The 25,249-nt window shown below is 30.3% G+C and carries 26 protein-coding genes; 6 read left to right on the forward strand and 20 right to left on the reverse strand.

Annotated elements, in window-relative coordinates; genetic code table 11:
* Window positions 1-7 precede the first annotated feature (7 nt).
* The 4 genes from L0U72_RS09825 to L0U72_RS09840 all read left to right on the forward strand — a co-directional run bounded on the left by L0U72_RS09825 (window position 8) and on the right by L0U72_RS09840 (window position 3,867).
* On the forward strand, window positions 8-1,096 hold the full coding sequence (locus L0U72_RS09825; protein ID WP_101917159.1) for an exonuclease domain-containing protein: 1,089 nt from the start codon (window positions 8-10) through the stop codon (window positions 1,094-1,096).
* Window positions 1,097-1,153: 57 nt separating this feature from the next.
* Window positions 1,154-1,969 carry an ion transporter gene (locus L0U72_RS09830; RefSeq protein WP_241426938.1) on the forward strand — a complete coding sequence of 272 codons (816 nt, stop codon included), beginning with the start codon at window positions 1,154-1,156 and terminating at the stop codon, window positions 1,967-1,969.
* Window positions 1,970-1,984: 15 nt separating this feature from the next.
* Entirely contained in the window at window positions 1,985-2,887 is a 903-nt protein-coding gene (gene miaA, locus L0U72_RS09835) for a tRNA (adenosine(37)-N6)-dimethylallyltransferase MiaA (protein WP_233899013.1), read from the forward strand.
* 119 nt (window positions 2,888-3,006) lie between these two features.
* Complete coding sequence (locus L0U72_RS09840) at window positions 3,007-3,867, forward strand: DUF1853 family protein (protein ID WP_193706481.1); 861 nt, start codon at window positions 3,007-3,009, stop codon at window positions 3,865-3,867.
* A 140-nt stretch (window positions 3,868-4,007) separates the two neighbouring features.
* On the opposite strand, the gene L0U72_RS09845 is transcribed toward L0U72_RS09840, so the two are convergent.
* The 14 genes from L0U72_RS09845 to L0U72_RS09910 all read right to left on the reverse strand — a co-directional run bounded on the left by L0U72_RS09845 (window position 4,008) and on the right by L0U72_RS09910 (window position 18,030).
* A complete protein-coding gene (locus tag L0U72_RS09845; RefSeq protein WP_233884881.1) occupies window positions 4,008-4,925 on the reverse strand; it encodes an EamA family transporter in 918 nt (305 codons plus the stop codon).
* Window positions 4,926-5,034: 109 nt separating this feature from the next.
* A complete protein-coding gene (locus L0U72_RS09850; RefSeq protein ID WP_233899014.1) occupies window positions 5,035-5,691 on the reverse strand; it encodes an NAD-dependent epimerase/dehydratase family protein in 657 nt (218 codons plus the stop codon).
* 123 nt (window positions 5,692-5,814) lie between these two features.
* Window positions 5,815-6,966, reverse strand: coding sequence for a class I SAM-dependent methyltransferase (locus L0U72_RS09855; protein ID WP_233884878.1), 1,152 nt, complete (start codon window positions 6,964-6,966; stop codon window positions 5,815-5,817).
* Window positions 6,967-6,989: 23 nt separating this feature from the next.
* Window positions 6,990-7,574: a bifunctional phosphoribosyl-AMP cyclohydrolase/phosphoribosyl-ATP diphosphatase HisIE gene (gene hisIE, locus L0U72_RS09860; RefSeq protein WP_233899015.1), complete on the reverse strand. Its 585-nt coding sequence runs from the start codon at window positions 7,572-7,574 to the stop codon at window positions 6,990-6,992.
* On the reverse strand, window positions 7,571-8,323 hold the full coding sequence (gene hisF / locus L0U72_RS09865; RefSeq protein ID WP_233897159.1) for an imidazole glycerol phosphate synthase subunit HisF: 753 nt from the start codon (window positions 8,321-8,323) through the stop codon (window positions 7,571-7,573). Before hisF ends, hisIE begins: the two co-directional genes overlap by 4 nt.
* A complete protein-coding gene (hisA, locus tag L0U72_RS09870) occupies window positions 8,317-9,030 on the reverse strand; it encodes a 1-(5-phosphoribosyl)-5-[(5-phosphoribosylamino)methylideneamino]imidazole-4-carboxamide isomerase (protein WP_233899016.1) in 714 nt (237 codons plus the stop codon). The genes hisF and hisA overlap by 7 nt, the downstream gene beginning before the upstream one ends.
* A 9-nt stretch (window positions 9,031-9,039) precedes the next feature.
* Window positions 9,040-9,636, reverse strand: a complete 597-nt coding sequence (gene hisH, locus L0U72_RS09875) for an imidazole glycerol phosphate synthase subunit HisH (RefSeq protein WP_233899017.1) — start codon at window positions 9,634-9,636, stop codon at window positions 9,040-9,042.
* A 65-nt stretch (window positions 9,637-9,701) separates the two neighbouring features.
* Window positions 9,702-10,835 (reverse strand): bifunctional histidinol-phosphatase/imidazoleglycerol-phosphate dehydratase HisB, encoded by a 1,134-nt coding sequence (gene hisB / locus L0U72_RS09880; protein ID WP_233899018.1) that lies wholly within the window; start codon window positions 10,833-10,835, stop codon window positions 9,702-9,704.
* A 53-nt stretch (window positions 10,836-10,888) separates the two neighbouring features.
* Complete coding sequence (hisC, locus tag L0U72_RS09885; protein ID WP_233899019.1) at window positions 10,889-11,914, reverse strand: histidinol-phosphate transaminase; 1,026 nt, start codon at window positions 11,912-11,914, stop codon at window positions 10,889-10,891.
* Window positions 11,907-13,196 carry a histidinol dehydrogenase gene (gene hisD / locus L0U72_RS09890; protein ID WP_233899020.1) on the reverse strand — a complete coding sequence of 430 codons (1,290 nt, stop codon included), beginning with the start codon at window positions 13,194-13,196 and terminating at the stop codon, window positions 11,907-11,909. The genes hisC and hisD overlap by 8 nt, the downstream gene beginning before the upstream one ends.
* 17 nt (window positions 13,197-13,213) lie before the next feature.
* On the reverse strand, window positions 13,214-14,071 hold the full coding sequence (hisG, locus tag L0U72_RS09895; protein ID WP_233899021.1) for an ATP phosphoribosyltransferase: 858 nt from the start codon (window positions 14,069-14,071) through the stop codon (window positions 13,214-13,216).
* 496 nt (window positions 14,072-14,567) lie between these two features.
* Window positions 14,568-16,340 carry a translational GTPase TypA gene (gene typA / locus L0U72_RS09900; RefSeq protein ID WP_233884842.1) on the reverse strand — a complete coding sequence of 591 codons (1,773 nt, stop codon included), beginning with the start codon at window positions 16,338-16,340 and terminating at the stop codon, window positions 14,568-14,570.
* Window positions 16,341-16,410: 70 nt separating this feature from the next.
* Window positions 16,411-16,725, reverse strand: coding sequence for an LETM1 domain-containing protein (locus tag L0U72_RS09905; RefSeq protein ID WP_233899022.1), 315 nt, complete (start codon window positions 16,723-16,725; stop codon window positions 16,411-16,413).
* 141 nt (window positions 16,726-16,866) lie between these two features.
* Window positions 16,867-18,030, reverse strand: a complete 1,164-nt coding sequence (locus tag L0U72_RS09910) for a proline dehydrogenase family protein (protein WP_241426939.1) — start codon at window positions 18,028-18,030, stop codon at window positions 16,867-16,869.
* A 116-nt stretch (window positions 18,031-18,146) separates the two neighbouring features.
* Between L0U72_RS09910 and aroB the strand changes: the two genes are divergently transcribed.
* The gene (gene aroB / locus L0U72_RS09915) at window positions 18,147-19,205 is read left to right on the forward strand and encodes a 3-dehydroquinate synthase (RefSeq protein WP_233899023.1); all 1,059 of its coding nucleotides are present in this window, start codon (window positions 18,147-18,149) and stop codon (window positions 19,203-19,205) included.
* Window positions 19,206-19,280: 75 nt separating this feature from the next.
* Here aroB and L0U72_RS09920 read toward each other — a convergent pair whose 3' ends face one another.
* The 4 genes from L0U72_RS09920 to L0U72_RS09935 all read right to left on the reverse strand — a co-directional run bounded on the left by L0U72_RS09920 (window position 19,281) and on the right by L0U72_RS09935 (window position 22,062).
* Window positions 19,281-19,784: a Dps family protein gene (locus L0U72_RS09920; RefSeq protein WP_101917179.1), complete on the reverse strand. Its 504-nt coding sequence runs from the start codon at window positions 19,782-19,784 to the stop codon at window positions 19,281-19,283.
* A gap of 242 nt (window positions 19,785-20,026) precedes the next feature.
* A complete protein-coding gene (locus L0U72_RS09925; RefSeq protein WP_233884841.1) occupies window positions 20,027-20,575 on the reverse strand; it encodes a hypothetical protein in 549 nt (182 codons plus the stop codon).
* 124 nt (window positions 20,576-20,699) lie between these two features.
* Window positions 20,700-20,861: a DUF1328 family protein gene (locus tag L0U72_RS09930; protein ID WP_101917260.1), complete on the reverse strand. Its 162-nt coding sequence runs from the start codon at window positions 20,859-20,861 to the stop codon at window positions 20,700-20,702.
* A gap of 166 nt (window positions 20,862-21,027) precedes the next feature.
* Window positions 21,028-22,062, reverse strand: coding sequence for a helix-turn-helix domain-containing protein (locus tag L0U72_RS09935; RefSeq protein ID WP_233861952.1), 1,035 nt, complete (start codon window positions 22,060-22,062; stop codon window positions 21,028-21,030).
* Between the two features lie 481 nt (window positions 22,063-22,543).
* Here L0U72_RS09935 and L0U72_RS09940 point away from each other — a divergent pair, with 481 nt between their 5' ends.
* Window positions 22,544-23,026 carry a hypothetical protein gene (locus tag L0U72_RS09940; protein WP_101917181.1) on the forward strand — a complete coding sequence of 161 codons (483 nt, stop codon included), beginning with the start codon at window positions 22,544-22,546 and terminating at the stop codon, window positions 23,024-23,026.
* A gap of 58 nt (window positions 23,027-23,084) precedes the next feature.
* On the opposite strand, the gene bshA is transcribed toward L0U72_RS09940, so the two are convergent.
* The gene (gene bshA / locus L0U72_RS09945; protein WP_101917182.1) at window positions 23,085-24,212 is read right to left on the reverse strand and encodes an N-acetyl-alpha-D-glucosaminyl L-malate synthase BshA; all 1,128 of its coding nucleotides are present in this window, start codon (window positions 24,210-24,212) and stop codon (window positions 23,085-23,087) included.
* Window positions 24,213-24,344: 132 nt separating this feature from the next.
* Window positions 24,345-25,190: a transketolase gene (locus L0U72_RS09950; RefSeq protein ID WP_101917183.1), complete on the reverse strand. Its 846-nt coding sequence runs from the start codon at window positions 25,188-25,190 to the stop codon at window positions 24,345-24,347.
* Between the last annotated feature and the right edge of the window lie 59 nt (window positions 25,191-25,249).

Here is a 25,249-nt window from a genome sequence, read left to right on the forward strand (position 1 = left end):
AAAAGATTTGTACGCAATTTTAGATATTGAAACCACAGGAGGAAAGTTTAACGAAGAAGGAATTACAGAAATTGCGATTCATAAATTTGATGGACATCAAGTTGTAGATCAATTTATTAGCTTAGTGAATCCTGAACGAGAAATTCAGGAATTTGTCGTGAAATTAACAGGAATTAATAGCAATATGTTGCGTAACTCTCCTAAATTTTATGAAGTTGCAAAACGAATTATTGAAATTACCAAAGACTGTATTATTATCGCACATAATGCGAGTTTCGATTATCGAATTTTACGTACCGAATTTGACCGATTAGGATTTGATTATCAACGAAATACCATCTGTACTGTAGCACTTAGTAAAAAATTAATCCCCGAAGCACCTTCGCATAGTTTAGGAAAATTATGTCGATTTGTCGGTATTCCGATGAGCGACCGACACCGAGCAAATGGCGATGCACTTGCTACAATTCAATTGTTTAAACTTTTACTGGAAAAAGATATTGATAAAAATATCGTGCAACAATCCATAAAATATGCCGATAACAGACATATAAAACAACGCTATCTAAAATTATTAGAAAAATCACCCGAAAAAGAAGGACTTTTTTATGTGCATAATCAGCAAGGCACCATTATTTTTATCGGACGAGGACAAAATATAAAAAAAGAAGTCAATAAATTATTTTTAAAAGAAAGCCCAAAAGGCGTAAATATTCTAAAAAGAATACACGAAATAACGTTTCAAGAAACTGGAAACCTGCTTTTTACACGCTTAAAATATCATTTAGAATTGCTTAAATTACGTCCTAAATATAACGTTATTCGCAAACCAAAAATATCTGGTAAACATTTTAATCATGATACTTTTTTAATTCTTGATAAAGGAAGAAGCCCTGAAGAAAATGCCGTTATTTTAATCGAAAAAAATACCGTTTTAGGATATACCTACACCAATTTAGCCTTTCAAGAAAATAATTTATCCGTTTTAAAATCGATGCTAACGCCTATTGAAAATCGTGAAATTGCAAAAACAATTATCAAAAATTATTTACTTAAAAACAACGTTTCCAAAATTGTACGATTAGAAATTGAGTAAAAATAAATTGAAAATCTAGACACTAAAAAGTAATTACATAATAATATTGCTCCTATTTTGAAAAATACAAAAAACTGGAAAGAAAAATTACATGAAATAATTTATGAAGCCGATACACCCGCTGGTAAATTATTTGATATCATTTTATTAATTGCCATTCTTGCCAGTATTTTACTGGTCATGCTCGAAAGTGTGGAAAGTATCAATTCCAAACATGGCACACTTTTAAACATTTCAGAATGGATAATTACCATACTATTTTCTGTGGAATATATTATTCGCGTAATTTCGATAAAAAAACCAGCGAAATACATTTTTAGTTTCTATGGAGTTATTGATTTACTTTCTACAATTCCGAAATATTTGGCGATTTTTTTTACAGGAACGCACAGTTTAGTTGCCTTAAGAGCCTTACGTTTACTACGGATTTTCAGAATTTTAAAACTTGCTCGTTTTGTTGGCGAATCGAATAATTTTATGAAAGCCTTAAAAGCTAGTAGAACAAAAATTACTGTTTTCTTGTTTTTTGTATTGATATTATCTGTTATTTTAGGAACCGTTATGTACTTAATTGAAGGCGGAGAAAACGGATTTACAAGCATTCCAAGAAGCGTTTATTGGGCAATTGTAACCTTAACCACCGTTGGTTATGGCGATATCGCACCACATACGCCTTTTGGACAATTTGTAGCGAGTATTATTATGATCTTAGGATATGGAATTATTGCCGTTCCTACGGGAATTGTAAGTTCTGAAATGGTCAAAGTAAACGACCTAAATTTAAACACACAATCTTGCCCAAACTGTTCGCATGAAGGACATGATGACAATGCCATTTTTTGCAATCATTGCGGAAATAAACTACACGATTAAAATTACACAATTAAAATGAAAAACACCTTAATAACCATTGTTGGTGCTACCGCAATCGGAAAAACAGCATTAAGTATAAAACTTGCACAGCATTTTAATTGCAGTATTATTTCTTGTGATTCTCGTCAGTTTTTTAAAGAAATGAGCATCGGAACTGCAGTTCCTTCTTCGGAAGAATTGGAAGCTGCGCCACATCATTTTATTCAAAATAGAAGTATTTTTGATAACTATTCTGTCGGTCAATTTGAAAAAGATGCTTTAACTAAACTAGACGAATTGTTTATCGAAAATCCTGTACAAATTATGGTTGGCGGTAGCGGTTTATATATTGATGCCGTTTTAAAAGGCTTGGATTATTTCCCTGAAGTTGATGCTCGTATCAGAGAAAAATTAACCCAAGAACTTGAAGAAAATGGCATCGAAAAACTTCAAGAACAACTCAAAGAACTCGATATTGAAACGTATAATTCCATTACTATTGATAATCCGCATCGGGTAATGCGCGCTTTAGAAGTGTGTATTGGTAGTGGAAAAACATACAGTTCTTTTAAAAATAAACCCAAAGCACCTCGTAATTTTGAAGTTATCAAAATCGGTTTAACTGCCGACAGGCAAATTATGTACGACCGAATTAATAAACGTGTTGATATCATGTTAGAAAATGGTTTGCTTGAAGAGGCTAAAAAAATGCAACCTCATAAAGATTTAACCGCATTAAAAACCGTTGGATATCGCGAATTATTTGAATATTTTGAAGGGAATTTTACCAAAGAATTTGCCATCGAAGAAATTAAAAAAAATACCCGCCGTTTTGCAAAACGACAAGGAACTTGGTTTCGTAGAGATACCGAAATTAATTGGTTCGATTTTCAAGATGATATTCAAAAAATTATTACTTCTTTAGAAGATAAAATATAAAAATAGAATCCGTCAACCTGAATTTAGTTCAGGTTCTCATCATAATTTGCCGTAGTTACCTCTTTTAATGCGATGCTGAAATAAATTCAGCCACAAGGCATATCAAAACTTTTTCACTGATGGATAAAAAATCTAAAGACTTGCAATTACAATACGAAGGCTTTTTAAAAACACCTTTTCTATGGAACGGATTATGGAATATAAAAGATGAAAAAAATATCTTTGACTTACAACAATTTGAAATAAATGCTACAAAAACAGCCTCTTTTTTAGTAGAAATTACAAAAATACCACGCTTAGGAAAATTAGTCGAACGGTTTGTTTCTTTTGAATTTCAACAAGATAAACACCTTAAAATATTAGCCGAAAACATCCAAATTCAACAAGAAAAAATAACCCTTGGCGAACTAGATTGCTTACTTTTAAAAGATGAAAAACCAATTCATGTAGAAATAATTTATAAGTTTTATTTATATGATATTTCAGCAAGTAATACAGAAATTGAACGCTGGATTGGTCCTAACAAACAAGATTCTCTAGTTCAAAAATTAACCAAACTTAAAGAAAAACAACTACCACTACTCTATTCTGAAGAATGTGAAAACTACTTAAAAACACTAAATTTAGAGGCTAAAAACATAGCACAGCAACTTTATTTTAAAGCACAATTATTTGTTCCATTAAAAGATTATGGAAAAGAATTTCATCAAAAAAACAACAAAAAATATTCTTTAATTAATACCGATTGTATTATCGGTTTTTATGTTACTTTACTTGAATTAAATCAATTTAAAGATTGTAAATTTTACATTCCAACAAAACATAATTGGCTCGTAACACCTCACACAAACATTAATTGGCATACTTTTAATGATTTTATTACAAAAATAACACCCGTTTTAACAGACAAAAAATCGCCACTTTGTTGGTTGAAAAAAACAAATGGCGAATTATTGAAATTTTTTGTTATCTGGTGGTAACTGCCTATTTAAAATATAAAAATAGTCTTTCAAGCAAAAAACCCTAGCCCCGATTGAAGCAATTGTTTGAGCTCCTTTTTTGATTTTTCTTCAAAAAAGAGCGAGTGCGGAAAGCGGGAAATAGCTCCAAAAAATAATCGCTAAAAACTCCCTTTTTTAGGAAGAACTTTTACCAATCTTTTTCTTGATGTTATAAAATAAACACCCGTTAAAAGTACCATAGAAGCAATAACCGATTGTAGCGTTAACGTTTCATCTAACAATGCCCAACCTAAAAATAACGCTATTATCGGGTTTACATACGCCGATGTTGCAACCTTTTCAGTAGCCACAACTTTTAACAAATAATTAAAAGACGTAAAAGCAACAATACTTCCCAAAATAATTAAAAATAACATCGCTCCCTGAGTTTTTTGTGACCAATTTAAAGGCGATGTCCACGTTTCTTTAAAAACTAAACTCGATATCGCCAATATAAAACCTGCGACTAACATCTGATAACCTGTGCTTACTAAATGATTTTTTGGTAAATCAGCTTTTGATACAAATACACTTCCGTAACTCCAACTCAAAACACACGTTAAAATCATGAAAATCCCTAAAACACTGCCTTCTGAAGTAGTGATTTCCTGCTGACTAACCAATAAATACATCCCTATTAAACCTAATAAAACACCTATCATTGATTTTTTTTGCAATCTTTTCCCGTCAATTAAACGCAGTAAAAATAACACAAATAACGGTTGTGTCGAAGCTAATAAAGCCGCAAAACCACTATCGACATATTTTAACGCCCAGACAAAAACACCGTTTCCATACACCAAAAATAAAAATCCTGCAATTCCTGAATTTACAAACTGATTCTTAGTGATTTTTAACGATAATTTCATAGATTTAGCCAGTATCATAATTAAAATTCCCGCTATTGAAAAACGTATCGACGCTAAAAATAATGGCGAAATTTCTGTTACCGCTATTTTATTAAACAAATAGGTAGAACCCCATATAATGTATATCGAAAAAAAAGCCGCTATAATTAAAAATTTTGAATTTTTCATCTTTTGAATATTTTAAATATTTTTCACATAAAATAAACTATTATTTGAATTTTTCAGAAAAAAAATAAAAATATTTTTAGTTGATAAAATTTAAACAGGCTCTAACAAATTATACTTTTGAAAGTGCTTTAATTGTGTCCGAAAAAAGTATGGTTTCCGTTGGTTTTAATGCTGAAATATTTTTCATCGCTGCTGCTATTGTTTCTGCTTTTATATTTTTATATTTCGCCAATTTCCCTATTAAAAAAGGATTGATTATTCGGGCAATACAATTCCCTAAATCTTCCGCAAAACGAGTTTCAGTACGATTTCCTTTAATTAAAGAAGGACGTAAAATATAGGTGTTTTTAATATTTTGAGCTAAAACAGCTTGCTCCATTTCACCTTTTGTTTTATTATAAAAAACACTACTTTTTTCATTCGCTCCCATAGCTGATATTACGACAAAAAAAGGAATATCATTTTCTTTGGATAATTTTGCAGCAGCAACAGGAATACCGTAATCAATGTTTTTATAACGTGTTTTATCTTTCGTTTTTTTCGCTGTAGTGCCGATACAACAATATACCTCATCAGCAAAAAAATCTTCTTTAAAATTTTCTAACAACAGTAAATCACCTATAAATTCTTTTACTTTTAGCGACGCTTTTCCTGTTGATTTTCTTGTAAAAACTTTAATCGTTTTGTAATTTTCATCGGCGATTAACTTATCTAATAACAAACCTCCTGTTAATCCTGTTGCTCCTAATATAATTGCTGTTTTCATCTTTTTTGTTGCTTAAAATTAATTGAAAATTATTTTAAAGATATTATTTACACAAAAAAACCACCAATATTTGGTGGTTTTTAAGATACTATTTTAAAATGAACTTTCGTACTATTTTTATTTTTATACAAGTGTTTCTAAATAATGACTTTCAATAGCATACGCTTCTTTTAAACCTGCTATTTTAGCATCAATTTTAGATATATCATTCTTTTTTATTGATTTACTTGCTACTAACATTACGTTTTTACGAGTATGTTCGTTACTTATAAATTCAAAAACTTTGGTGTTATAATTACTTTTTTCTAAAATTAACGCACGAATGGTATCTGTGACCATTTCAAACTGACGTTCTTTAAAAATTCCGTATTTTAATAACGGGCTTTCTTGTTCTTTTCCTTTTACTTGCTGACGAATTTGTTTATGACAACAAGGCGCACAAATAATCAGTTCTGCTTTTGCTGATAAACCTTTATAAATAGCATCATCAGTAGCAGTATCACAAGCATGTAAGGCTATTAAAATATCAATTTTATTATTATCGTACTCTTGAATTGGCTGTGCTACAAACGATAAATTAGTAAATGCTGATTTATCTGCAACATCATTACAATAATCTACTAATTCTTTACGTAACTCAATACCTGTAACGGTTGCACTGTATTTTTTTTGATTTACTAAATAATCGTACAAAGCAAATGTTAAATATCCTTTACCCGATCCCATATCAACAATATTAATATGTTTTGGTAATTTTGTCGATTTTAATAAGCCTTCAATAATTTCTAAATACTTATTAATTTGACGATATTTATCTGCCATTTTATGAATAACCTTTCCTTCTTTATCGGTAATTCCTAAATGATGTAAATAACTTCCTGCTTCGGCTAAACGCTCTTTTGGTTTATCGTGTGTTTCGGGTAATTTATGCTTAAAACTAGCTGCATTTACTCGATAAGAAACTAGTTTTCTTTTAGATATAAATATCAATAAATCTTTAGATAATGTAAACAACGTTGCTGCTCTAAAATTATCCATCAATAAAATTTCTATTTCGGTAATAGCTTCAGAAATTGTATAGTTTTTAACCTTATCATTTGTGTTATAATGATACGTAAATTGAAACATTTCTGTTTCTTTTATTTTTACCAAACGAACATATACATTTGGCAATCCATCACTTTTTTTGATAGGTTTACTTAACGTTAGTTTTACAAAATTAGCTTCTAAAACGCTTTCGTTTAAGGTATCTTTTAATTGTTGAAATTCATTCATTTTACAAAAATACTATAAATCATTTAATTCCTTTCTTTTAAAACTGCTTCAATTTCACTTAACGTAAAACCTTTTGCTTTTAAAAGAATTACAATATGATAAAATAAATCGGCAGCTTCATTTTTAAATAAATCGGCATCATTATCTTTTGCTTCAATAACAAGCTCTACAGCTTCTTCTCCAACTTTTTGAGCAACTTTATTAATTCCTCTTTTATACAATTTATTTGTATATGAAGTTGGATGATCAGTATCAATTCTATCAGAAACAATACGTTCTAATTCATATAAAAAACCTTTTGGAGTTTCATCTGCAAAGCAAGAAGTCGTTCCTTTATGACAAGTTGGTCCTGCTGGTATTGCTTTTATTAAAATAGTATCGTTATCGCAATCGATTTGAATATCTTTTACAACTAAAAAATTACCAGACTCTTCGCCTTTTGTCCATAACCTACTTTTACTTCTGCTAAAAAAAGTAACTTTTTCAGTTTCTTTTGTCTTTAAAAAAGCTTCCTCATTCATATACCCTAACATTAAAACTTGTAATGTGGTATCATTCTGAATTATTACAGGTACTAAACCGTCTCCTTTTGTAAAATCTATATTCATCGTACTGGTATATTTTGTTCTTTTAAGTATTGTTTAAGTTGTGGTACTGGTATTTCAGCAAAATGAAAAATACTTGCTGCTAAACCTGCACTAGCTTGTGTTTTGGTAAAAACATCTTTAAAATGGACTTCTTTACCTGCTCCGCCTGATGCTATAACTGGAATATTAATTGCACTACTTACAGAGTTAGTTATATCAATTGAAAAACCAGCCTTAGTTCCATCACTATTCATAGAAGTTAGTAAAATTTCACCTGCTCCTAATTTTTCCGCTTCTTTAGCCCAAGCAACTGTTTCTAATTCAGTTTCGTTAGTACCTCCTTTTGTAAATACTTTCCATGTATCATTTACATGTTTAGTATCAATAGCAACCACTACAAACTGACTTCCAAATCTGTTTTTTAAATCGGTAATTAACTGCGGATTTTTTACTGCCGATGAATTAATACTCACTTTATCTGCACCTGCTTTTATTAAAGCTAATGCATCATCAACAGTACTAATTCCACCTCCAACAGTAAAAGGAATGTTTATTTCTTGCGCTATTTTTTCAACTAAATCAACTAATGTTTTTCTGTTTTCTAGAGTAGCTGTAATATCTAAAAAAACTAATTCGTCAGCGCCATCTTTTACATATTGTTTTGCTAATTCTATTGGATCACCAGCATCTTTAATATCAACAAAATTAACACCTTTTACAGTTCTTCCGTTTTTAATATCTAAACAAGGTATTATTCTTTTTTTTAACATAGCTTTTGTAATTCTTTTAAGCTGATATAACCTTCGTAAATCGCTTTTCCTAAAATAGCACCTTCACAACCAATTTCTTTCAACTCTATTAAATTATCAATACTAGCAACACCTCCACTAGCAATTAAATTTACATCACTTTTACTTAAAATTTCTTTATATAAATCTACAGAAGCACCTTGTAACATTCCATCTTTAGCAACATCTGTACAAATAGTATTTTTTACACCTATTTTTTCGTACTCTTTTATAAAGTCAACAACATCTACTTCTGATGTTTCTAACCAACCGTGAGTTGCTATTTTTCTGTTGATACAATCGGCACCTAAAATAATTTTATCGCTACCATATTTAGTTAACCATCCTGTAAAAATGTCAGGATTTTTAACAGCAATACTACCTCCAGTTATTTGACTAGCTCCGTTTTCAAAAGCAATACGTAAATCTTCATCAGATTTTAATCCACCACCAAAATCAATTTTTAAATTGGTTTTAGCTGCAATTTGTTCTAATATTTTATAATTTACAATATGTTGCGATTTAGCACCATCTAAATCGACTAAATGTAAATACTCAATTCCGTTGTCTTCAAATTCTTTGGCTACTTCAACAGGATTTTCGTTATATATTTTTTTGGTTGCGTAATCACCTTTTGTTAAGCGTACACATTTTCCATCAATAATATCTATAGCAGGTATAATTCTCATTTTCTTATTTTATAATTCTAAAAAGTTTTTCAATAAATTTTCACCTATACTTGCTGATTTTTCTGGGTGAAATTGCATCGCATAAAAATTATCCTTTTGCATAATTGAACTAAATGGCTGTATATAATTACAGGTTGCTATGGTGTTTTCACAAACTTCAGCATAAAAACCGTGTACATAATATACATCATCATTACTATTTAAATTTTTGATGATTTTTGATGGTTTAATTTCAGCAACTTTAATTTCTGAAAAGTTATTCCATCCCATGTGTGGTACTTTTTCTAAAGGCGGAAACTTTTTTGTAACCGTATTAAAAATACCTAAACATTTTGTATCTCCTTCTTCTGAAGATATTCCCATCAATTGTAAACCTAAACAGATACCTAATACAGGTTGGGTTAGCGATACTAAAAGTTCGTCTAATTTACGCTCTTTTAAATATGCCATTGCCGAACTAGCTTCGCCAACACCAGGAAAAATCACTTTTTCTGCTTGTCTTATTTCATCAGGATTATCAGTTATAATACTTTCATATCCTAAACGCGTAATCGCATTTTGAACTGATCGTATATTACCCGCATTATATTTTATAATTGCAATCATATTGTATTTTTCAATTATGAATTTTCAATTACAAACCTTATCTGTAATTGAAAATTCATATTTATTTATAGCATTCCTTTTGTTGATGGTAAAATCATTTTGCTACTATCTCTTTTTACAGCAACTTTTATAGCTTTTGCAAATGTTTTAAAAATAGCTTCTATTTTATGATGTTCATTATCACCTTCAGCCTTTATATTTAAATTACATTTTGCTCCATCGGTAAATGATTTAAAAAAATGAAAAAACATTTCTGTTGGCATTTTACCAATCATTTCTCTTTTAAAATCAGCTTCCCAAACTAGCCAATTTCTACCTCCAAAATCGATAGCTACTTGAGCTAAACAATCATCCATTGGTAAACAAAATCCGTAACGTTCTATTCCTAATTTGTTACCTAAAGCTGTATTAAAAACTTCACCTAACGCAATAGCAGTATCTTCAATTGTGTGATGTTCATCAACTTCTAAATCTCCTTTAACTTGAATATCTAAATCCATTTGCCCATGACGTGCAATTTGATCTAACATATGATCGAAAAAATCAATTCCTGTACTAATCTTACTTTTACCTGTTCCATCAAGATTTAATTTAATATCAATCTTAGTTTCATTGGTGTTTCTAACAATTGCAGATGTTCTTTCTTCTAACTTTAAAAACTCATAAATAGCATTCCAATCGCTACTTTCTAAGGCGATAAAATCATCTAATGCACTTCTTTTAACGGTAATTTCATCAGTACCTAAAAAAGTTTCATCATTTATATAAATCCCTTTTGCTCCTAAATTTTTTGCTAATTCAACATCTGTTAAACGATCTCCAATAACAAATGAGTTTACTAAGTCGTATTCTTCCGAAAAAAACTTTGTTAACAAACCTGTATTTGGTTTTCTTGTAGGCTGATTATCTTTAGCAAAAGTAATATCAATAATTTCTTCTGAAAAAACAATTCCTTCTTCAGCCAATGTACGCATTACAAATTTATGTACAGGCCAAAAAGTATCTTCTGGATACACTTCTGTTCCTAATCCATCTTGATTTGTAACTAAAACCAATTCGAAATCTAATTCTTTAGCTATTTTGCTTAATCCTTGAAATACCTTCGGATAAAACTCTAATTTTTCGAATGAATCTGTTTGTTCGTCTGCTGGTTCTTTAATTAAAGTTCCATCTCTATCTATAAATAATACTTTTTTCATGTGCTGATTTTCAATAAAAATACTCCGTTAATTTATTTTTGAAGTGATTATTATTAAATTGATTTTAATGCTGTGATTAATCGTTTATTTTCGTCTATACTTCCTACCGTAATTCGTAAACAGTTATCTACTAACGTATTTCTGTTTCTTGTAATTATTTTCAAATCTACTAATTTATTGTAAAGAGTATTTGCATCTGCTACCTCTATTAAAATAAAATTAGCTTCAGTTGGATATATTTTTTTTACTAAAGAAAGGTTTTTAAAATCATTAATCAATTTTTCTTTTTCATTGATAATGATATTTTTATTTTCCTCAAACTGAGCTAAATTATCTAAAGATGCTACTACTGCTTCTTGATTTAAAGTACTAACATTATAAGGTGGTTTTACTTTATTATATAAATCGATAACCTCCGAATTTGCGTATGCTGCACCTACTCTTACTCCTGCCAATCCCCAAGCTTTACTGAAAGTTTGACTGACAATTAAATTTGGATACTTTTCTAATTTAGTACTATAAGAAGCTCTTGAACTAAAATCAATATAAGCTTCATCAATAATTACTACTCCATTAAAGTTCTCCAATATATATTCAATTGTTTCGTCATCGAAACAGTTACCTGTTGGATTATTTGGCGAACAAATAAATATAATTTTCACCTCTTCCATATCTAAATATGGTTCTAATTGGTTCAAACTTATTTGAAAATCATTTACCAAAGGTTGTTTAATCAACTCAACATCGTTAATACCTGCAGAAACATCATACATACCATAAGTAGGCGAAAATGTTAAGGCTTTATCTTTTCCTGGTTCACAGAAAATTCTGAATGCTAAATCAATTACTTCATCACTACCATTTCCTATAAAAATTTGATTTTCAGCAACTTTTTTAAGTACTGATAATCGTTCTTTAATTTTTATTTGTCTAGGATCTGGATATCTATTTAAAACTCCAAAAGGATTTTCATTTGCATCTAAATATACTTCGGCAGCTCCTTTAAATTCATCTCTTGCTGATGAGTACGCCTTTAATTTCTGAATATTTGGGCGAACTATTTTATCTAAATTAAACATTTTCAATATCTTTTAATCTTAAAGTAACAGCATTTTTGTGTGCTTGTAAACCTTCGGCTTCTGCCATTAATTCTATTGCTTTTCCGATAGTAGCTATTCCTTGTTTTGTTACTTCCTGAAAAGTAATTTTTTTGATAAAACTATCTAAAGAAACACCGCTATAATTTTTAGCATATCCGTTTGTTGGCAACGTGTGATTTGTACCACTTGCGTAATCACCTGCACTTTCACAACTATAGTTTCCTAAAAATACCGAACCTGCATTGATTATTTTATCAATATATATTGATGCATTTTCAGAAGCAATAATTAAATGTTCTGGTGCATATACATTACTAAAGTCAATCATTTCATCTGAAGAATTTAAAACAACTACAAAACTGTTTTCTAATGCTTTTTCAGCTGTTTCTTTTCTCGGTAATTCTTTTACTTGCTTCGCTACTTCGACAAGTACATTTTCTGAAACCTCTAATGAAGTTGTTACTAAAACTGCTTGACTATCTGCTCCATGTTCTGCTTGCGATAATAAATCAGCAGCTACAAATGCAGCGTTTGATGTTTCATCGGCAATAACTAAAACTTCACTTGGTCCTGCTGGCATATCAATAGAAAGCCCTTCTTGCTGAACTAATTCTTTCGCTTTTGTTACATACTGATTTCCTGGGCCTAATATTTTATACACACTAGGAATAGTTTCTGTACCGTACGCCATTGCTGCAATAGCCTGAGCTCCACCAACTTTAAAAATTTTGGTAACGCCAACTAATGCCGCCGTATATAAAATTGCAGGGTGAACTTTTCCTTCTTTATTTGGAGGCGTACACAATACGATTTCTTTACAACCTGCTATTTTTGCAGGAGTTGCTAGCATTAAAATAGTTGAAAATAAAGGTGCAGATCCTCCTGGAATATACAAACCAACTTTTTCGATAGCAACACTTTTACGCCAACAAGTAACACCTGCAGTAGTAACTACTTTTTTGACTGTTTCTTTTTGAGAATTATGAAAAACTTCAATGTTACTTTTTGCTAATTGAATTGCTTCTTTTAACTCCGAACTAACTAATTTATCAGCTTCTTCGATTTCTGTAGCTGTTACTTCAAAAGAAGAAATTGCTACTTTATCAAATAATGCTGCATATTTTGTTAATGCTTCATTTTTATTGATTTTGACATCATTTAAAACATTTTGAACAGTTTCTTGTAAACTATTTTCGTTAAAAGTTGCTCTTTTACAAAGAGGTTTCCAATATTTTCTTTGAGGATACTGTATAATCTTCATTTTGTTATCTTTGCTTTTTAAACAACCATTTTTTCAATAGGACACACTAAAATACCTTCAGCTCCATTCTTTTTAAGCTCGTCTATAACGTCCCAAAATTCATCTTTATCTAAAACCGAGTGTACCGAACTCCAACCTTTTTCTGATAATGGTAAAACTGTAGGACTTCTCATTCCTGGTAAAATGCTAATAATTTTTTCTAATTTATCGTTAGGAGCGTTTAATAAAATATATTTAGAACGTCTTCCTTTTAAAACCGATTGAATTCTGAATTGTAATTTATCTAAAATTTCTTGCTGTGATGCTTCTAATTTTGGAGAAACAGCTAAAACAGCTTCCGATTTTAAGATAACTTCTACTTCTTTTAAGTTATTTTTAAATAATGTAGATCCGCTTGATACAATATCACAAATACCGTCTGCCAATCCAATATTTGGAGCAATTTCAACAGAACCGTTAATGATGTGTAATTGAGAAGTAATATTTTTTGATTTCAGAAAATTTTGAACTGTATTCGGGTATGATGTTGCTATTCTCTTATCTTGAAAATAAGATAATCCTGTGTATTCATCACCTTTAGGAATTGCTAAAGATACTTTACACTTAGAAAAACCTAATTTTTCGATAAACTCAATATCTCCTCCTTTTTCAATTAATAAATTTTCACCAATAATAGCGATATCTATAACTCCATCTTTTAAATATTGCGGAATATCTCCATTTCTTAGATAAAAAACTTCTAAAGGAAAATTACTTGCAGATGCTTTTAGTTGGTCTTTTCCATTATCGATAGAAATACCACAACTTTTTAAAAGACTTAATGAGTCTTCGTTTAATCTTCCTGATTTCTGAATTGCAATTCTTAATTTGCTCATTTTTTTTATTAATTTAATTTGAGCAAATTTTTAACGTGTAGTTTACTTTATTTTTTAGAAATAAAAAACCCGCTTGATTTGCTCAAACGGGTTTAAAATATATGTTGTTTTTAGTCAATACATCTTTATTTCGCTTGAGTGCAAATATGAAAATGATGATGATGTACTTGATTAAAATTCATGTGTTCTTATTGATGCTACAAATATTTGATTTTTTTTTAAATCTCACAAGGAAAAATTAAAACTAAACAAATTATTAACAATTGTTAAATTTAATAATATTTCAGAACTAATTTTTTAGCTGCTGCATCAAGCGTAATTATTGATATAGAAAGGGCAGACACATAGGTCTGCCCCTACAATAATAATTCCGTAGGGGCGAACCTATGTGTTCGCCCTTTTTGTCTGTTCGCTCTTTTCCCTGCCTATAAAACAACAAAAACCACCTAAAAATAGGTGGTTCTTTATATAAAAATTTTAAAATTTAATTTAAAAATTATGCCTTAAATTGAATCTTACGCATACGTAAGCTTTCAGGAGTAACTTCTAAATATTCATCAGCTTTAATATATTCCATGTTTTCTTCTAAAGAGAAATCAATTTTCGGAGCAATTTTCATAGCGTCATCAGTACCAGATTTACGCATGTTTGTTAATTGCTTTCCTTTAATTAAGTTTACAGCCATATCGTCAGATTTACTGTTCTCTCCAATTACTTGACCAATATAAATTTCTTGATTTACATCAATAAAAAACTTACCTCTATCTTGTAAACGGTTTAATGCATATGCAGTAGCTTTACCTGTTGCAGCAGAAATAATAGCTCCTTTTACCTCTTCAGTAAAATCTCCTTTGTAAGGACCATACTCACTAAATCTGTGGTTAATAATTGCCTGACCTGCTGTTGCAGTTAAAATTTTATTTCTTAAACCAATTAATCCACGAGAAGGAATAGAGAACTCTAAATGTTGTAAATCTCCTTTAGGCTCCATAATTAATAAATCTCCTTTACGTAAAGAAACTAAGTTTACAGCTTTAGAAGCAACATCTTCTGGTACATCAATAGATAATGTTTCCATTGGTTCATGTTTCTTACCATCTACCATTTTAATAATTACTTGTGGTCTTCCCACTTGTAATTCATATCCTTCACGACGCATTGTTTCAATAAGTACAGATAAGTGTAATACACCACGCCCGTAAACATTAAATTTATCTTCAGAATCGGTCGTTTCAACTTTTAATGCTAAGTTTTTCTCTAATTCTTTAAACAGACGATCACGAATGTGACGAGATGTAACAAATTTACCTTCTTTACCGAAGAAAGGAGAATTGTTAATGGTAAACAACATACTCATCGTAGGTTGGTCAATTTCAGTTCTTGGTAATGCTTCTGGATTTTCTAAATCAGCGATAGTATCTCCAATTTCGAATCCTTCAATACCTGTAATAGCACAAATATCTCCACAAGGTACTTTTTCTACTTGAACTTTACCCATTCCCTCGAATACGTGTAATTCTTTAATTCTTACTTTTTTAGTAGAACCATCAGCTTTACATAACATGTAGTCTTTACCTACTTCTAAATCTCCACGAAAAACACGACCAATAGCGATTCTACCTGTAAAAGCAGAAAAATCTAAAGATGTAATTTGCATTTGTGGCGTTCCTTCGTTGTACTTCGTTGCAGGAATAGATTCTAATACAGCATCTAATAAAGGTACAATGTTATCAGTTTCATTTTTCCAATCAGTACTCATCCAGTTGTTCTTTGCAGAACCATAAATGGTAGTAAAGTCTAATTGCTCTTCAGTAGCCTCTAAAGCAAACATTAAATCAAAAACTTTTTCGTGAACGATGTCAGGAGTACAGTTTTCTTTATCAACTTTATTTACAACTACAATAGGAGTTAAACCTAATTCTAAGGCTTTCCCTAATACGAAACGAGTTTGTGGCATCGGTCCTTCAAATGCATCAACTAATAATAAAACACCATCAGCCATTTTTAATACACGCTCTACTTCACCTCCGAAATCGGCGTGACCAGGGGTATCAATTACATTGATTTTTGTGTTCTTATAGTTTACTGATACGTTTTTAGAAAGAATTGTAATTCCTCTTTCACGTTCTAAGTCGTTATTATCTAACAATAAATCAGTACGTTCTTTACGATCGTCTAATACTTTTGCTTGATCTATAATTTTATCAACTAAGGTTGTCTTACCGTGGTCAACGTGGGCTATAATAGCGATATTTCTAATTGGTTGCATTCTTGGTCTTTATTATTAAAGTTGCAAAACTAGTGTTTTATATATAAATATAATATAAATAGGAAGTTATTTATTTTTCTTTATTGAAATTTTCCTTATTTTCCTCTTCATCTTCTCTAAAAGCAGTTGGTAATATATCTGGAATTAATTTTATTAATAACGGGAGTAATAAAGCACCACCTGGCATCATGAACACTGTAAAAGCGGGTATTGCTTTACAAATATCTAAGGTTTGTTGTTTAATTTTACCTTTTTCTTCATCAGATAATTTAGCTGTAAAAGATTTTTTAATCAAAAAAACTAATTCTTTACTTTCTTCTAGTTCTTTTGCTAAGCGTCTTTTATTAACTTTTATAGCATACTTTATTTCTCCAACTGTATTCATGTTGTTTAATTAATTACATTTAAACTATTATCTAAATATTAGATAACATTACCTAAAGTATTACTTAAAGTATTACTTAAAACAGCATTATTCAAATACTGTTTTAAGTATGTTATCAACTAAAAAAATACAGTATTAATACTACAATTTCCTACGTTTTCTTTCTGTTTTTATCAAATTAAGTTCTCTTGAAGTTTGCCCAGCTACTGAGGTATTTTCTTCCGCTCTACGGATTAAATATGGCATCACATCACGTACAGGACCAAAAGGAACATATTTTGCTACATTATAACCTTCTTTGGCTAAGTTAAAACTTATATGATCACTCATTCCGTATAATTGACCAAACCACATACGATAATCATTTGGTTTAATATTATATTCTTTGGCTAAATCCATCAATAATAATGAGCTTTCTTCGTTATGCGTTCCTGCAAAAATTGCCATATTTTTGTGTTCCATCATAAAACGAACTGCTTCATTATAGTTGTCGTCTGTTGCTTGTTTGTCTTTACATATTGGCGATGGATATCCTTTTTCTTCGGCTCTTTCACGTTCTTTTTCCATGTACGCACCACGCACTATTTTCATACCGATATGGTATCCTTTTTGATGCGCTCTTTGATACAAACCACGTAAATAATCCATACGATCATGGCGATACATTTGTAATGTATTAAAAACAATGGCTTTATCTTTATTATATAACTCCATTAATTCTTCAATTAAATCATCAGCGGCATCTTGCATCCAACTTTCTTCGCCATCAATTAACAACGGAACATCTTTTTCTGATGCTGCTTTACAAACCGTATGAAAACGAGTAATAACTCTTTCCCATTCTATTTTTTCATCAGCAGTAAGTTCTTTTTTTTCTGTTAATTTTTGATACAAAGCGAAGCGTCCAAATCCTGTTGGTTTAAAAACGGCATACGGAATTGCTTGTTTTTCTGCAGCGAAATCGATTGTTTTTAAGGTCATTTTAAGAGCGTTATCAAACTGATTTTCGTCTTCTTTTCCTTCTACCGAATAATCTAAAACACTATGCACATTTCCTTTAGTGTACATTTTTTCAATGTTTGGTAAACAATCATCTTCGGTTACTCCGCCACAAAAATGGTCGAATACTGTTGAACGAATTAATCCTTCAACAGGTAAATGTGCTTTTAACGCAAAATTAGTTACCGCCGTACCAATACGTACCATCGGTTGATTTTGAATCATTTTAAATAAGAAATATGCGCGCTCTAACTCTGAGTCAGATTTTAATTTAAAAGCAGTTTCGGTGTTATTAAAAAGTGTCATTATAGGAAGTCCTGTTATATTTATTTGTCAAACACAAATATAAATCTACTGTATGATATATTTTAATTTTTTCTATTTATTTTTGCTATAAATTTTCAAACAAATTTTCAACAAAAATGACTTCTATTCAAGCCGTAACGTATCCAATTGATTTTAATGAAAAAGGATATGACTCACTATCAACTTTAATCAGTAAAAACAACTACTCAACTATTTTTATATTGGTTGATGATAATACTTTTACGGATTGTTATCCTCGTTTTATATCGCTTTTAGCGACCGATAAAAAAATTGAAGTTATTCAAATTGATGCTGGAGAAGTTCATAAAAACATCGAAACTTGCGTAGGAGTTTGGAATGCGATGACCGAATTAGGTGCCGATCGAAAGAGTTTATTAATTACTTTGGGTGGCGGTGTTATTACAGATTTGGGTGGTTTTGTTGCTTCAACTTTTAAGCGAGGTATTGATTTTGTAAATATTCCAACGACATTATTAAGTATGGTTGATGCGTCTGTTGGCGGTAAAACGGGCGTTGATTTAGGTGTTTTAAAGAATCAGATTGGCTTGTTTGCGAATCCTGAAATGGTTCTTTTAGATCCTGAATATTTACAAACGCTTTGTTCAAGAGAAATTAGGTCGGGAACGGCGGAAATTATCAAATACGGAATGACGCACGATGTTCATTTATATAATGAAATCAAAAATAATGCTTCGTTAAATATTGTTGATTTAATTCCTCGTTCTATCGAAATTAAAAATGATGTTGTTTTAGAAGATCCGAAGGAACACGGCGTTCGTAAGGCATTAAATTGGGGACATACGATTGGTCATGGAATTGAATCTTATTTTTTAGAAAGTGAAGCGAAAGAGCGTTTAACCCATGGTGAAGCAATCGCGATTGGTATTATTTGTGAATCGTATATTTCATCAAAATTACTTGGTTTTCCTGCGGATAAAGTAGCCGATGTTAAAAATACAATTCTAACTATTTACGGAAAAACGCCTATTTTAACCGATGATTTTCTACCAATTTTAAATTTCATGAAGCATGATAAGAAAAATATCGGTGGCGAAATTAACTTTGTATTGTTAGAGGAATTTGAAAAATTCAAAATTAACTGTAAAGTTTCGAATGAATTAATTGAAGAGAGTTTAAAGTATTATACTTCTTAATTATATTTTACAAAAAAACAAGAGATTCGAATCTCTTGTTTTTTTGTTTTATGTTGATGTATCGTTATTTTTATATTAAGAAAGTACGATATCTTCTTTTAATTGTTCCACTGTTTTTTTAGACCATGCATTAAGCATCCAGCTTGTTTTTTCTAAGGATGCGATATATCCGCCAATTAAATCGATAGTTCCTTCATCTTCTGCTTGTTCTGCTTTTTTGATAATACAAGTCATTTGAACTAACAAAATTTTATGGTCTGTCAATAGGATATCAATCATATCACTATCGGTTTGAAATGGGCTTTCTTCAGAGATGTTTGATATTTTCAAATACCTACTATATCTACTTATCGGATGATATTGGAGTGTTAAAATTCGTTCTGCGATTTCATCAATTTTGGTTCTAGCATCGCCATACATTTCTTCAAATTTCCCGTGTAATTCAAAAAAGTTTTTGCCTACGATATTCCAGTGAAAATTTCTTAATTTTTGATAATAAATATGATAATCTGCTAACAATTGGTTTAACTCTTTTGCTACGGGTAAAATACTTTCATTCTGCATGTTTAAATAATTCATTTCGTTTATATTTTAGATTAATAATTTATGTACACTACAAAGATAAGTTGTTTACTAGGAGTCGTTTTGCTCATTTAAGATGTTTCCTTGCTCATTTCATTTCTTTTGGTTTTCTTTTGATTTTTAGTTAATTTTCACTTGATTTTTAATCAAAAAAAAGAACGAGATAAGCTTCGTTCTTTTTTTGATTTAATATAAATTTCAGTAGAAATAAGTATCTACTTTACTGATGATTATTTATATTATAACTTGAATGTTTCAAAAATGGCATATTCAAGTTTGTTTGATTTTTTATTCTTGTATTCGATTACAAAATTATTATCTTTATCATAATAACCTACGCCATTAAAATCATTTCCTTCTACAACATAAAAGTTATTATTAATTGATTTTATTGCTTTTGTTGAAGTAATATCTTTGTCATTTACTTTGTAAGTGATTAACAAGTTATTTTCATCAATAAAGAAGCTATACCGAATTCCTTTATATTTATAATATTTAACGCTTGTTTTTGCATCATAATTTGGATCAAGATCGTTATCAACCATAATTGTTTTTTTAATCGCCACAGGACTTTCGACTCTGTTTTGATTTAACTTATGTTTTTGGTTCGGGTCAAATTTTGTTCTTTGTGATTTTTCAGTTGTAACCTTTACTTTTGTTGTGTAATCGACTCCTTTTTTTGTTGTTTTTTGTGCTTTTTTAACTTCAGTTATTTTTATTATATCCGACTGAGAACTAACGGTTTCAACAATTCCTATTAATAATAAACTAACAATTAAATTTTTCATTTTTAATATTATTTTAAATTACAAGTAATTTTAAATGGTGATGATTAAATGATGTATACTTTTAACATCATTTTTATTAATTTTGATTCATTTTGATTCATTTTGATTCGTTTTTGTTTTGTTACTATATTTTCTTACGACCTGTAAACAATGATATTACAAAAAGAATTAAAAAGATGAAGAATGCTATTTTAGCAAATCCTGCTGCGGCACCTGCGATTCCTCCAAATCCTAAAACTCCTGCGATTAAAGCTATAATAATAAATGTGATTGTCCAACGTAACATATTTTTATTTTTTAAGATTAATACTTGATTTAAAGCACTTTTGTTGTGCACTACAAAGTTATGGCTAGTTCTAAAATATGTTTTACTCATTTAAGATTTTTCCTTGCTCATTTCGTTTTTAGTTAATTTTGATTTCGTTTTGAGTTAAATTTTCATGGGGAAAAAATCAGCTTATTTCAAGTTCTTGTTGTTTATTTTTAAGGTATTTACTTGGGCTGATACCGTATTTACGTTTAAAAATTTTAGAGAAATAGCTTCTACTAGAAAATCCGATTGAATATATAATTTGAGAAATATTTCCATCGGTACTACTGATTAAATCTTTTGCTTTTTCTAGTCTTACGTGTCTAATATATTCAATAACGGTTCTTGAGAATAGCAATTTAAATCCTTCTTGCATTTTAGCTTGTGAGATTCCTATTTCTTCGGATAATTTTTCTACATTATATTCATCTGCAACATTTTTAACAATTCGTTGTGCTATTTTTCTAACAAGGCTAATTTCTTTTTTAGTGAGTGATGTTGTAGGTTTTTCGGCTCTTTTAACGTCGTTATTATGTTGTTGCATGTGTTCGGATAGGATTTGATATACAATTCCTTCTTTTATCAAAATCCGAATAATTCCTTTTTGTTTAATTTCGTTATATTGTTTAATTAGGTTTGCTATTTTCAGGTTATAGGTTCCGTAATGTGCAAAAACGTTTTCACATTGTTTGTCGTAAAACACTTCATATAATTTTTGATTTAAGACGGAAGCATCATTTAGGCGTTTATTAATAAATTTAATTCTATTGATTTGTATTAAGTGTATTTGCACTTTTACATTTTTATCAAAATACCCATAATTGTATCCGCCTTCTTTACTTGTAATAATAACGGATTGGTACTCTGCTATTTTTCTTTTTTTATTTTCTCGTTCAAATTGGTGAAAAGAGTATCCTTCTGTGGTGTATACAAAGTGTATTGGATTAAATTCTGAAGCGTCCATTATAAGGGTAATATCATCTAAAAAAACAATATCATATTGCAGAACGCTTCCACCCCATTCGAAATTTAAAAAAGTAATGCTTCCTTTAGCTAAATCACTATCAACGTCTAACACATATTCTCCCCATCTTTCGGTAATAGTACCTCCAATAACGTGCTGTATTTGTTTAACAGTTCCAGCGGTATCAGATGCGGTTATTTTAATTGTAGTCATTTTTTTTTTTATTACTAAAATACATTATTTATCTTTTAGATAAGTTAAAAAATATGTAATAGTCTTGATTCTTTATTTGTAGCTATTTCCCGCTTTCCGCACTCGCTTTTTTTTGAAGAAAAATCAAAAAAAGAGCTCAAACAATTGCTTCAATCGGGGCTAAGTTTATTTATTTTGTGTTGTTTTTCTTTTTAATTATTTTTCATTTATTTAATTTTCGTTAAAATTTCGTTTAGATAAGTTTTATAGTATAAAAATAGAAAATCGCATCCGTCAAACTGAATTTATTTCAGTTTCGCATCCTGATTTGCCACAGTTTTTAGCTTTTTTTGTGATTTTCAGCTCCTTTTAACAAGGGGTTTTAACCCCTTGCCGTCATTTTTTGCCACTATATTTTTTTAGATGAAATTTAAACAGGCTCTAAGTGTTCTAAAACAAGAATTATCGTTTAATTTTGTTATTTAATTTTAAAACGTAGGAGATGAAAATTTTAAGAGTATTATTATTAGGTTTTTTCTTTTTGATAGCATTTAATGCTAGTGGTCAACAGATTTCAGAGAATGCTTTAGGTATTCGGGTTGGTGACAATGATGGATTTGGTGGGGAAATTTCATATCAATATTATGTAAAGGATAACAATCGTTTAGAGTTTGATTTAGGTTTTAGAAACACGGAAAAAGTAGATGCTTTTAAGTTAGTTGGTTTATACCAGTGGGTTCAAAACTTAGATGGAAATTTCAATTGGTTTGTTGGTTTTGGTGCAGGTTTGGGTTCTTTTAACGATACAAGTAAAGATTCGAGTAATGGCTTATTTGCTTTAATAGCGGGTAATTTGGGTATTGAGTATAATTTTGATATTCCGTTATTAGTATCTTTAGATATCAGGCCAGAACTTGGTTTTAACGACAATTACAGTAATGGTTTAGATTTAGATATTGCTTTAGGAATAAGATATCAATTTTAAGTTATTTAAGTGCCTGTTTAAGTTTTTAAACAGGCTTTTTTTTAAGGATTAAAGGATATTATTTCAGGTAACATTTTTTATAAATTTCTTCATATGCGGGCAATATTTTCTCTAGAGAAAACACTTTAATATGTTCTTTTGCATTCTCTTTAAACGCTGCTAAAACAGCATCATTTTTCAATATTTTGATAGCATTTTTCGCCATATCTTTCACGTCAGCTAAATCGCTTAAATAGCCTGTTTTTCCATGGATATTTACTTCAGGCAATCCGCCACAATTTGTAGAGATAACGGGAGTTCCTGCTGCCATTGCTTCTAGGGCTGCTAATCCAAAGCTTTCTGTTTCTGAGGGTAATAAAAAAACATCAGAATAGCATAATATTTTAGCGACTTCGTTACTATTTCCTAGGAATAGTACTTTATCTTCGATGTTGAGTTTTTTGGCTAAGTTTTCGGCTTTTAAGCGTTCAGGACCATCTCCGACCATCAATAATTTTGATGGAATTTCTTTTTGAATTTTATTAAAAATTTTAATAACGTCTTGTGTTCGTTTTACGGGGCGAAAATTACTAACATGTGTTACAATTTTTTCTTGAGGCGTTGCCAAAGCGATACGTTTACATTCTCCTTGATGTGCTTGGTTATATTTTTCACCATCAATAAAATTATAGATAACTTTTATATCTTTTTTGATATTAAATAAACGTAAGGTATCTTCTTTTAAGCTATTGGAAACGGTGGTTACCTCATCGGATTGATTGATACTAAATTCCACAGCAGTTTTATAGGTTGGATGGCTTCCAACAAGCGTAATATCTGTACCGTGCAAAGTAGTTACTACTTTTATATTGATGTTTTTTTCTTGAAGCATTTTCTTTGCCATATAAGCGGCGTAAGCGTGTGGAATTGCATAATGTACGTGCAAAACTTCTAATTGATATTTCTCAACTATTTCGACCATTTTACTTGACAACGCTAATTCATAGGGTTGATATTGAAATAATGGATACTCTTCTAAAACGACTTCATGAAAATGCAAGCGATGCGAGAAAAAGTCTAATCGAACAGGTTGATTATAGGTTATAAAATGAACTTCATGTCCTTTATCGGCAAGTGCCATTCCTAATTCTGTCGCTACTACGCCACTTCCTCCAAAGGTTGGATAACAAACAATTCCTATTCTCATAATTAAATTTGATGATTATAAAGTAAATTTACGGTATTTCTTATATTTTTCTGTGAATAAAAGCATAAAAAAACCCCGCTATAAAGCAGGATTTTAATTTTTAAAATAAATTTATATGTAAAAAAGGATAATTTAATAATCTCCTAATGTTTCAGGATTTTGCGCTAATGATTCCGCTAATTGTGCATCATTTGGAGCTTTACCGTGCCAAGCGTGTGTGTTCATCATAAAATCGATTCCGTTCCCCATTTCTGTATATAATAATATACAAACAGGTTTTCCTTTACCTGTGCGAGATTTTGCATCTGCTAATCCGCTTAAAATAGCCTCTATATTATTTCCTTCTTTGACTTCTAAAACGTCCCATCCAAAAGCTTCGAATTTTGCTTTTAGACTTCCCATTGCTAATACTTGATCGGTTGTACCGTCAATTTGCTTTTCGTTTACATCAATCGTTGAAATTAGATTATCAACTTTTTTTGCTGATGCGTACATTGCTGCTTCCCAGATTTGACCTTCTTGTAATTCTCCATCACCATGTAATGTATATACAATTTTATCATCTTGGTTTAATTTTTTTGCTTGTGCAGCTCCAATAGCCACGCTCATTCCTTGTCCTAAAGAACCCGAAGCAATACGGATACCTGGTAAATGATCGTGTGTTGTTGGGTGTCCTTGTAGTCGTGTATTTAATTTTCTAAAAGTCGCTAATTCTGCTACTGGAAAAAATCCACTGTGTGCTAAAACACTATAAAAAACTGGCGATATATGCCCATTTGATAAAAAGAATAAATCTTCATTATTACCGTCCATTTTAAAATCAGTAGAATACTCCATGACTTCTTGATATAAACAGGTTATAAATTCTGCACATCCTAAAGAACCTCCTGGATGTCCTGAATTTACGGCATGTACCATTCGAACGATATCTCTACGAACTTGTTGTGTAAACTCTTGAAGTTGTTGTGTTGTTGGCATTATTTTTAGTTTTGTCGTGTCTTGTTTGTCTTGTTATCTGTAGGCAAAAGTAACTGTTT

This window comes from Tenacibaculum piscium (assembly GCF_021390755.1).
In the GTDB taxonomy this organism is placed as follows: domain Bacteria; phylum Bacteroidota; class Bacteroidia; order Flavobacteriales; family Flavobacteriaceae; genus Polaribacter; species Polaribacter piscius.

Excerpts from the sequence above, each read along its gene's own strand:
- miaA (WP_233899013.1), top strand. The coding sequence starts at position 1,985 with ATGAAAAACACCTTAATAACCATTGTTGGTGCTACCGCAATCGGAAAA.
- L0U72_RS09840 (WP_193706481.1), top strand. The coding sequence starts at position 3,007 with ATGGATAAAAAATCTAAAGACTTGCAATTACAATACGAAGGCTTTTTA.
- L0U72_RS09845 (WP_233884881.1), bottom strand. The coding sequence starts at position 4,925 with ATGAAAAATTCAAAATTTTTAATTATAGCGGCTTTTTTTTCGATATAC.
- L0U72_RS09850 (WP_233899014.1), bottom strand. The coding sequence starts at position 5,691 with ATGAAAACAGCAATTATATTAGGAGCAACAGGATTAACAGGAGGTTTG.
- L0U72_RS09855 (WP_233884878.1), bottom strand. The coding sequence starts at position 6,966 with ATGAATGAATTTCAACAATTAAAAGATACCTTAAACGAAAGCGTTTTA.
- hisIE (WP_233899015.1), bottom strand. The coding sequence starts at position 7,574 with ATGAATATAGATTTTACAAAAGGAGACGGTTTAGTACCTGTAATAATT.
- hisF (WP_233897159.1), bottom strand. The coding sequence starts at position 8,323 with ATGTTAAAAAAAAGAATAATACCTTGTTTAGATATTAAAAACGGAAGA.
- hisA (WP_233899016.1), bottom strand. The coding sequence starts at position 9,030 with ATGAGAATTATACCTGCTATAGATATTATTGATGGAAAATGTGTACGC.
- hisH (WP_233899017.1), bottom strand. The coding sequence starts at position 9,636 with ATGATTGCAATTATAAAATATAATGCGGGTAATATACGATCAGTTCAA.
- hisB (WP_233899018.1), bottom strand. The coding sequence starts at position 10,835 with ATGAAAAAAGTATTATTTATAGATAGAGATGGAACTTTAATTAAAGAA.
- hisC (WP_233899019.1), bottom strand. The coding sequence starts at position 11,914 with ATGTTTAATTTAGATAAAATAGTTCGCCCAAATATTCAGAAATTAAAG.
- hisD (WP_233899020.1), bottom strand. The coding sequence starts at position 13,196 with ATGAAGATTATACAGTATCCTCAAAGAAAATATTGGAAACCTCTTTGT.
- hisG (WP_233899021.1), bottom strand. The coding sequence starts at position 14,071 with ATGAGCAAATTAAGAATTGCAATTCAGAAATCAGGAAGATTAAACGAA.
- typA (WP_233884842.1), bottom strand. The coding sequence starts at position 16,340 with ATGCAACCAATTAGAAATATCGCTATTATAGCCCACGTTGACCACGGT.
- L0U72_RS09905 (WP_233899022.1), bottom strand. The coding sequence starts at position 16,725 with ATGAATACAGTTGGAGAAATAAAGTATGCTATAAAAGTTAATAAAAGA.
- L0U72_RS09910 (WP_241426939.1), bottom strand. The coding sequence starts at position 18,030 with ATGACACTTTTTAATAACACCGAAACTGCTTTTAAATTAAAATCTGAC.
- aroB (WP_233899023.1), top strand. The coding sequence starts at position 18,147 with ATGACTTCTATTCAAGCCGTAACGTATCCAATTGATTTTAATGAAAAA.
- L0U72_RS09920 (WP_101917179.1), bottom strand. The coding sequence starts at position 19,784 with ATGAATTATTTAAACATGCAGAATGAAAGTATTTTACCCGTAGCAAAA.
- L0U72_RS09925 (WP_233884841.1), bottom strand. The coding sequence starts at position 20,575 with ATGAAAAATTTAATTGTTAGTTTATTATTAATAGGAATTGTTGAAACC.
- L0U72_RS09930 (WP_101917260.1), bottom strand. The coding sequence starts at position 20,861 with ATGTTACGTTGGACAATCACATTTATTATTATAGCTTTAATCGCAGGA.
- L0U72_RS09935 (WP_233861952.1), bottom strand. The coding sequence starts at position 22,062 with ATGACTACAATTAAAATAACCGCATCTGATACCGCTGGAACTGTTAAA.
- L0U72_RS09940 (WP_101917181.1), top strand. The coding sequence starts at position 22,544 with ATGAAAATTTTAAGAGTATTATTATTAGGTTTTTTCTTTTTGATAGCA.
- bshA (WP_101917182.1), bottom strand. The coding sequence starts at position 24,212 with ATGAGAATAGGAATTGTTTGTTATCCAACCTTTGGAGGAAGTGGCGTA.
- L0U72_RS09950 (WP_101917183.1), bottom strand. The coding sequence starts at position 25,190 with ATGCCAACAACACAACAACTTCAAGAGTTTACACAACAAGTTCGTAGA.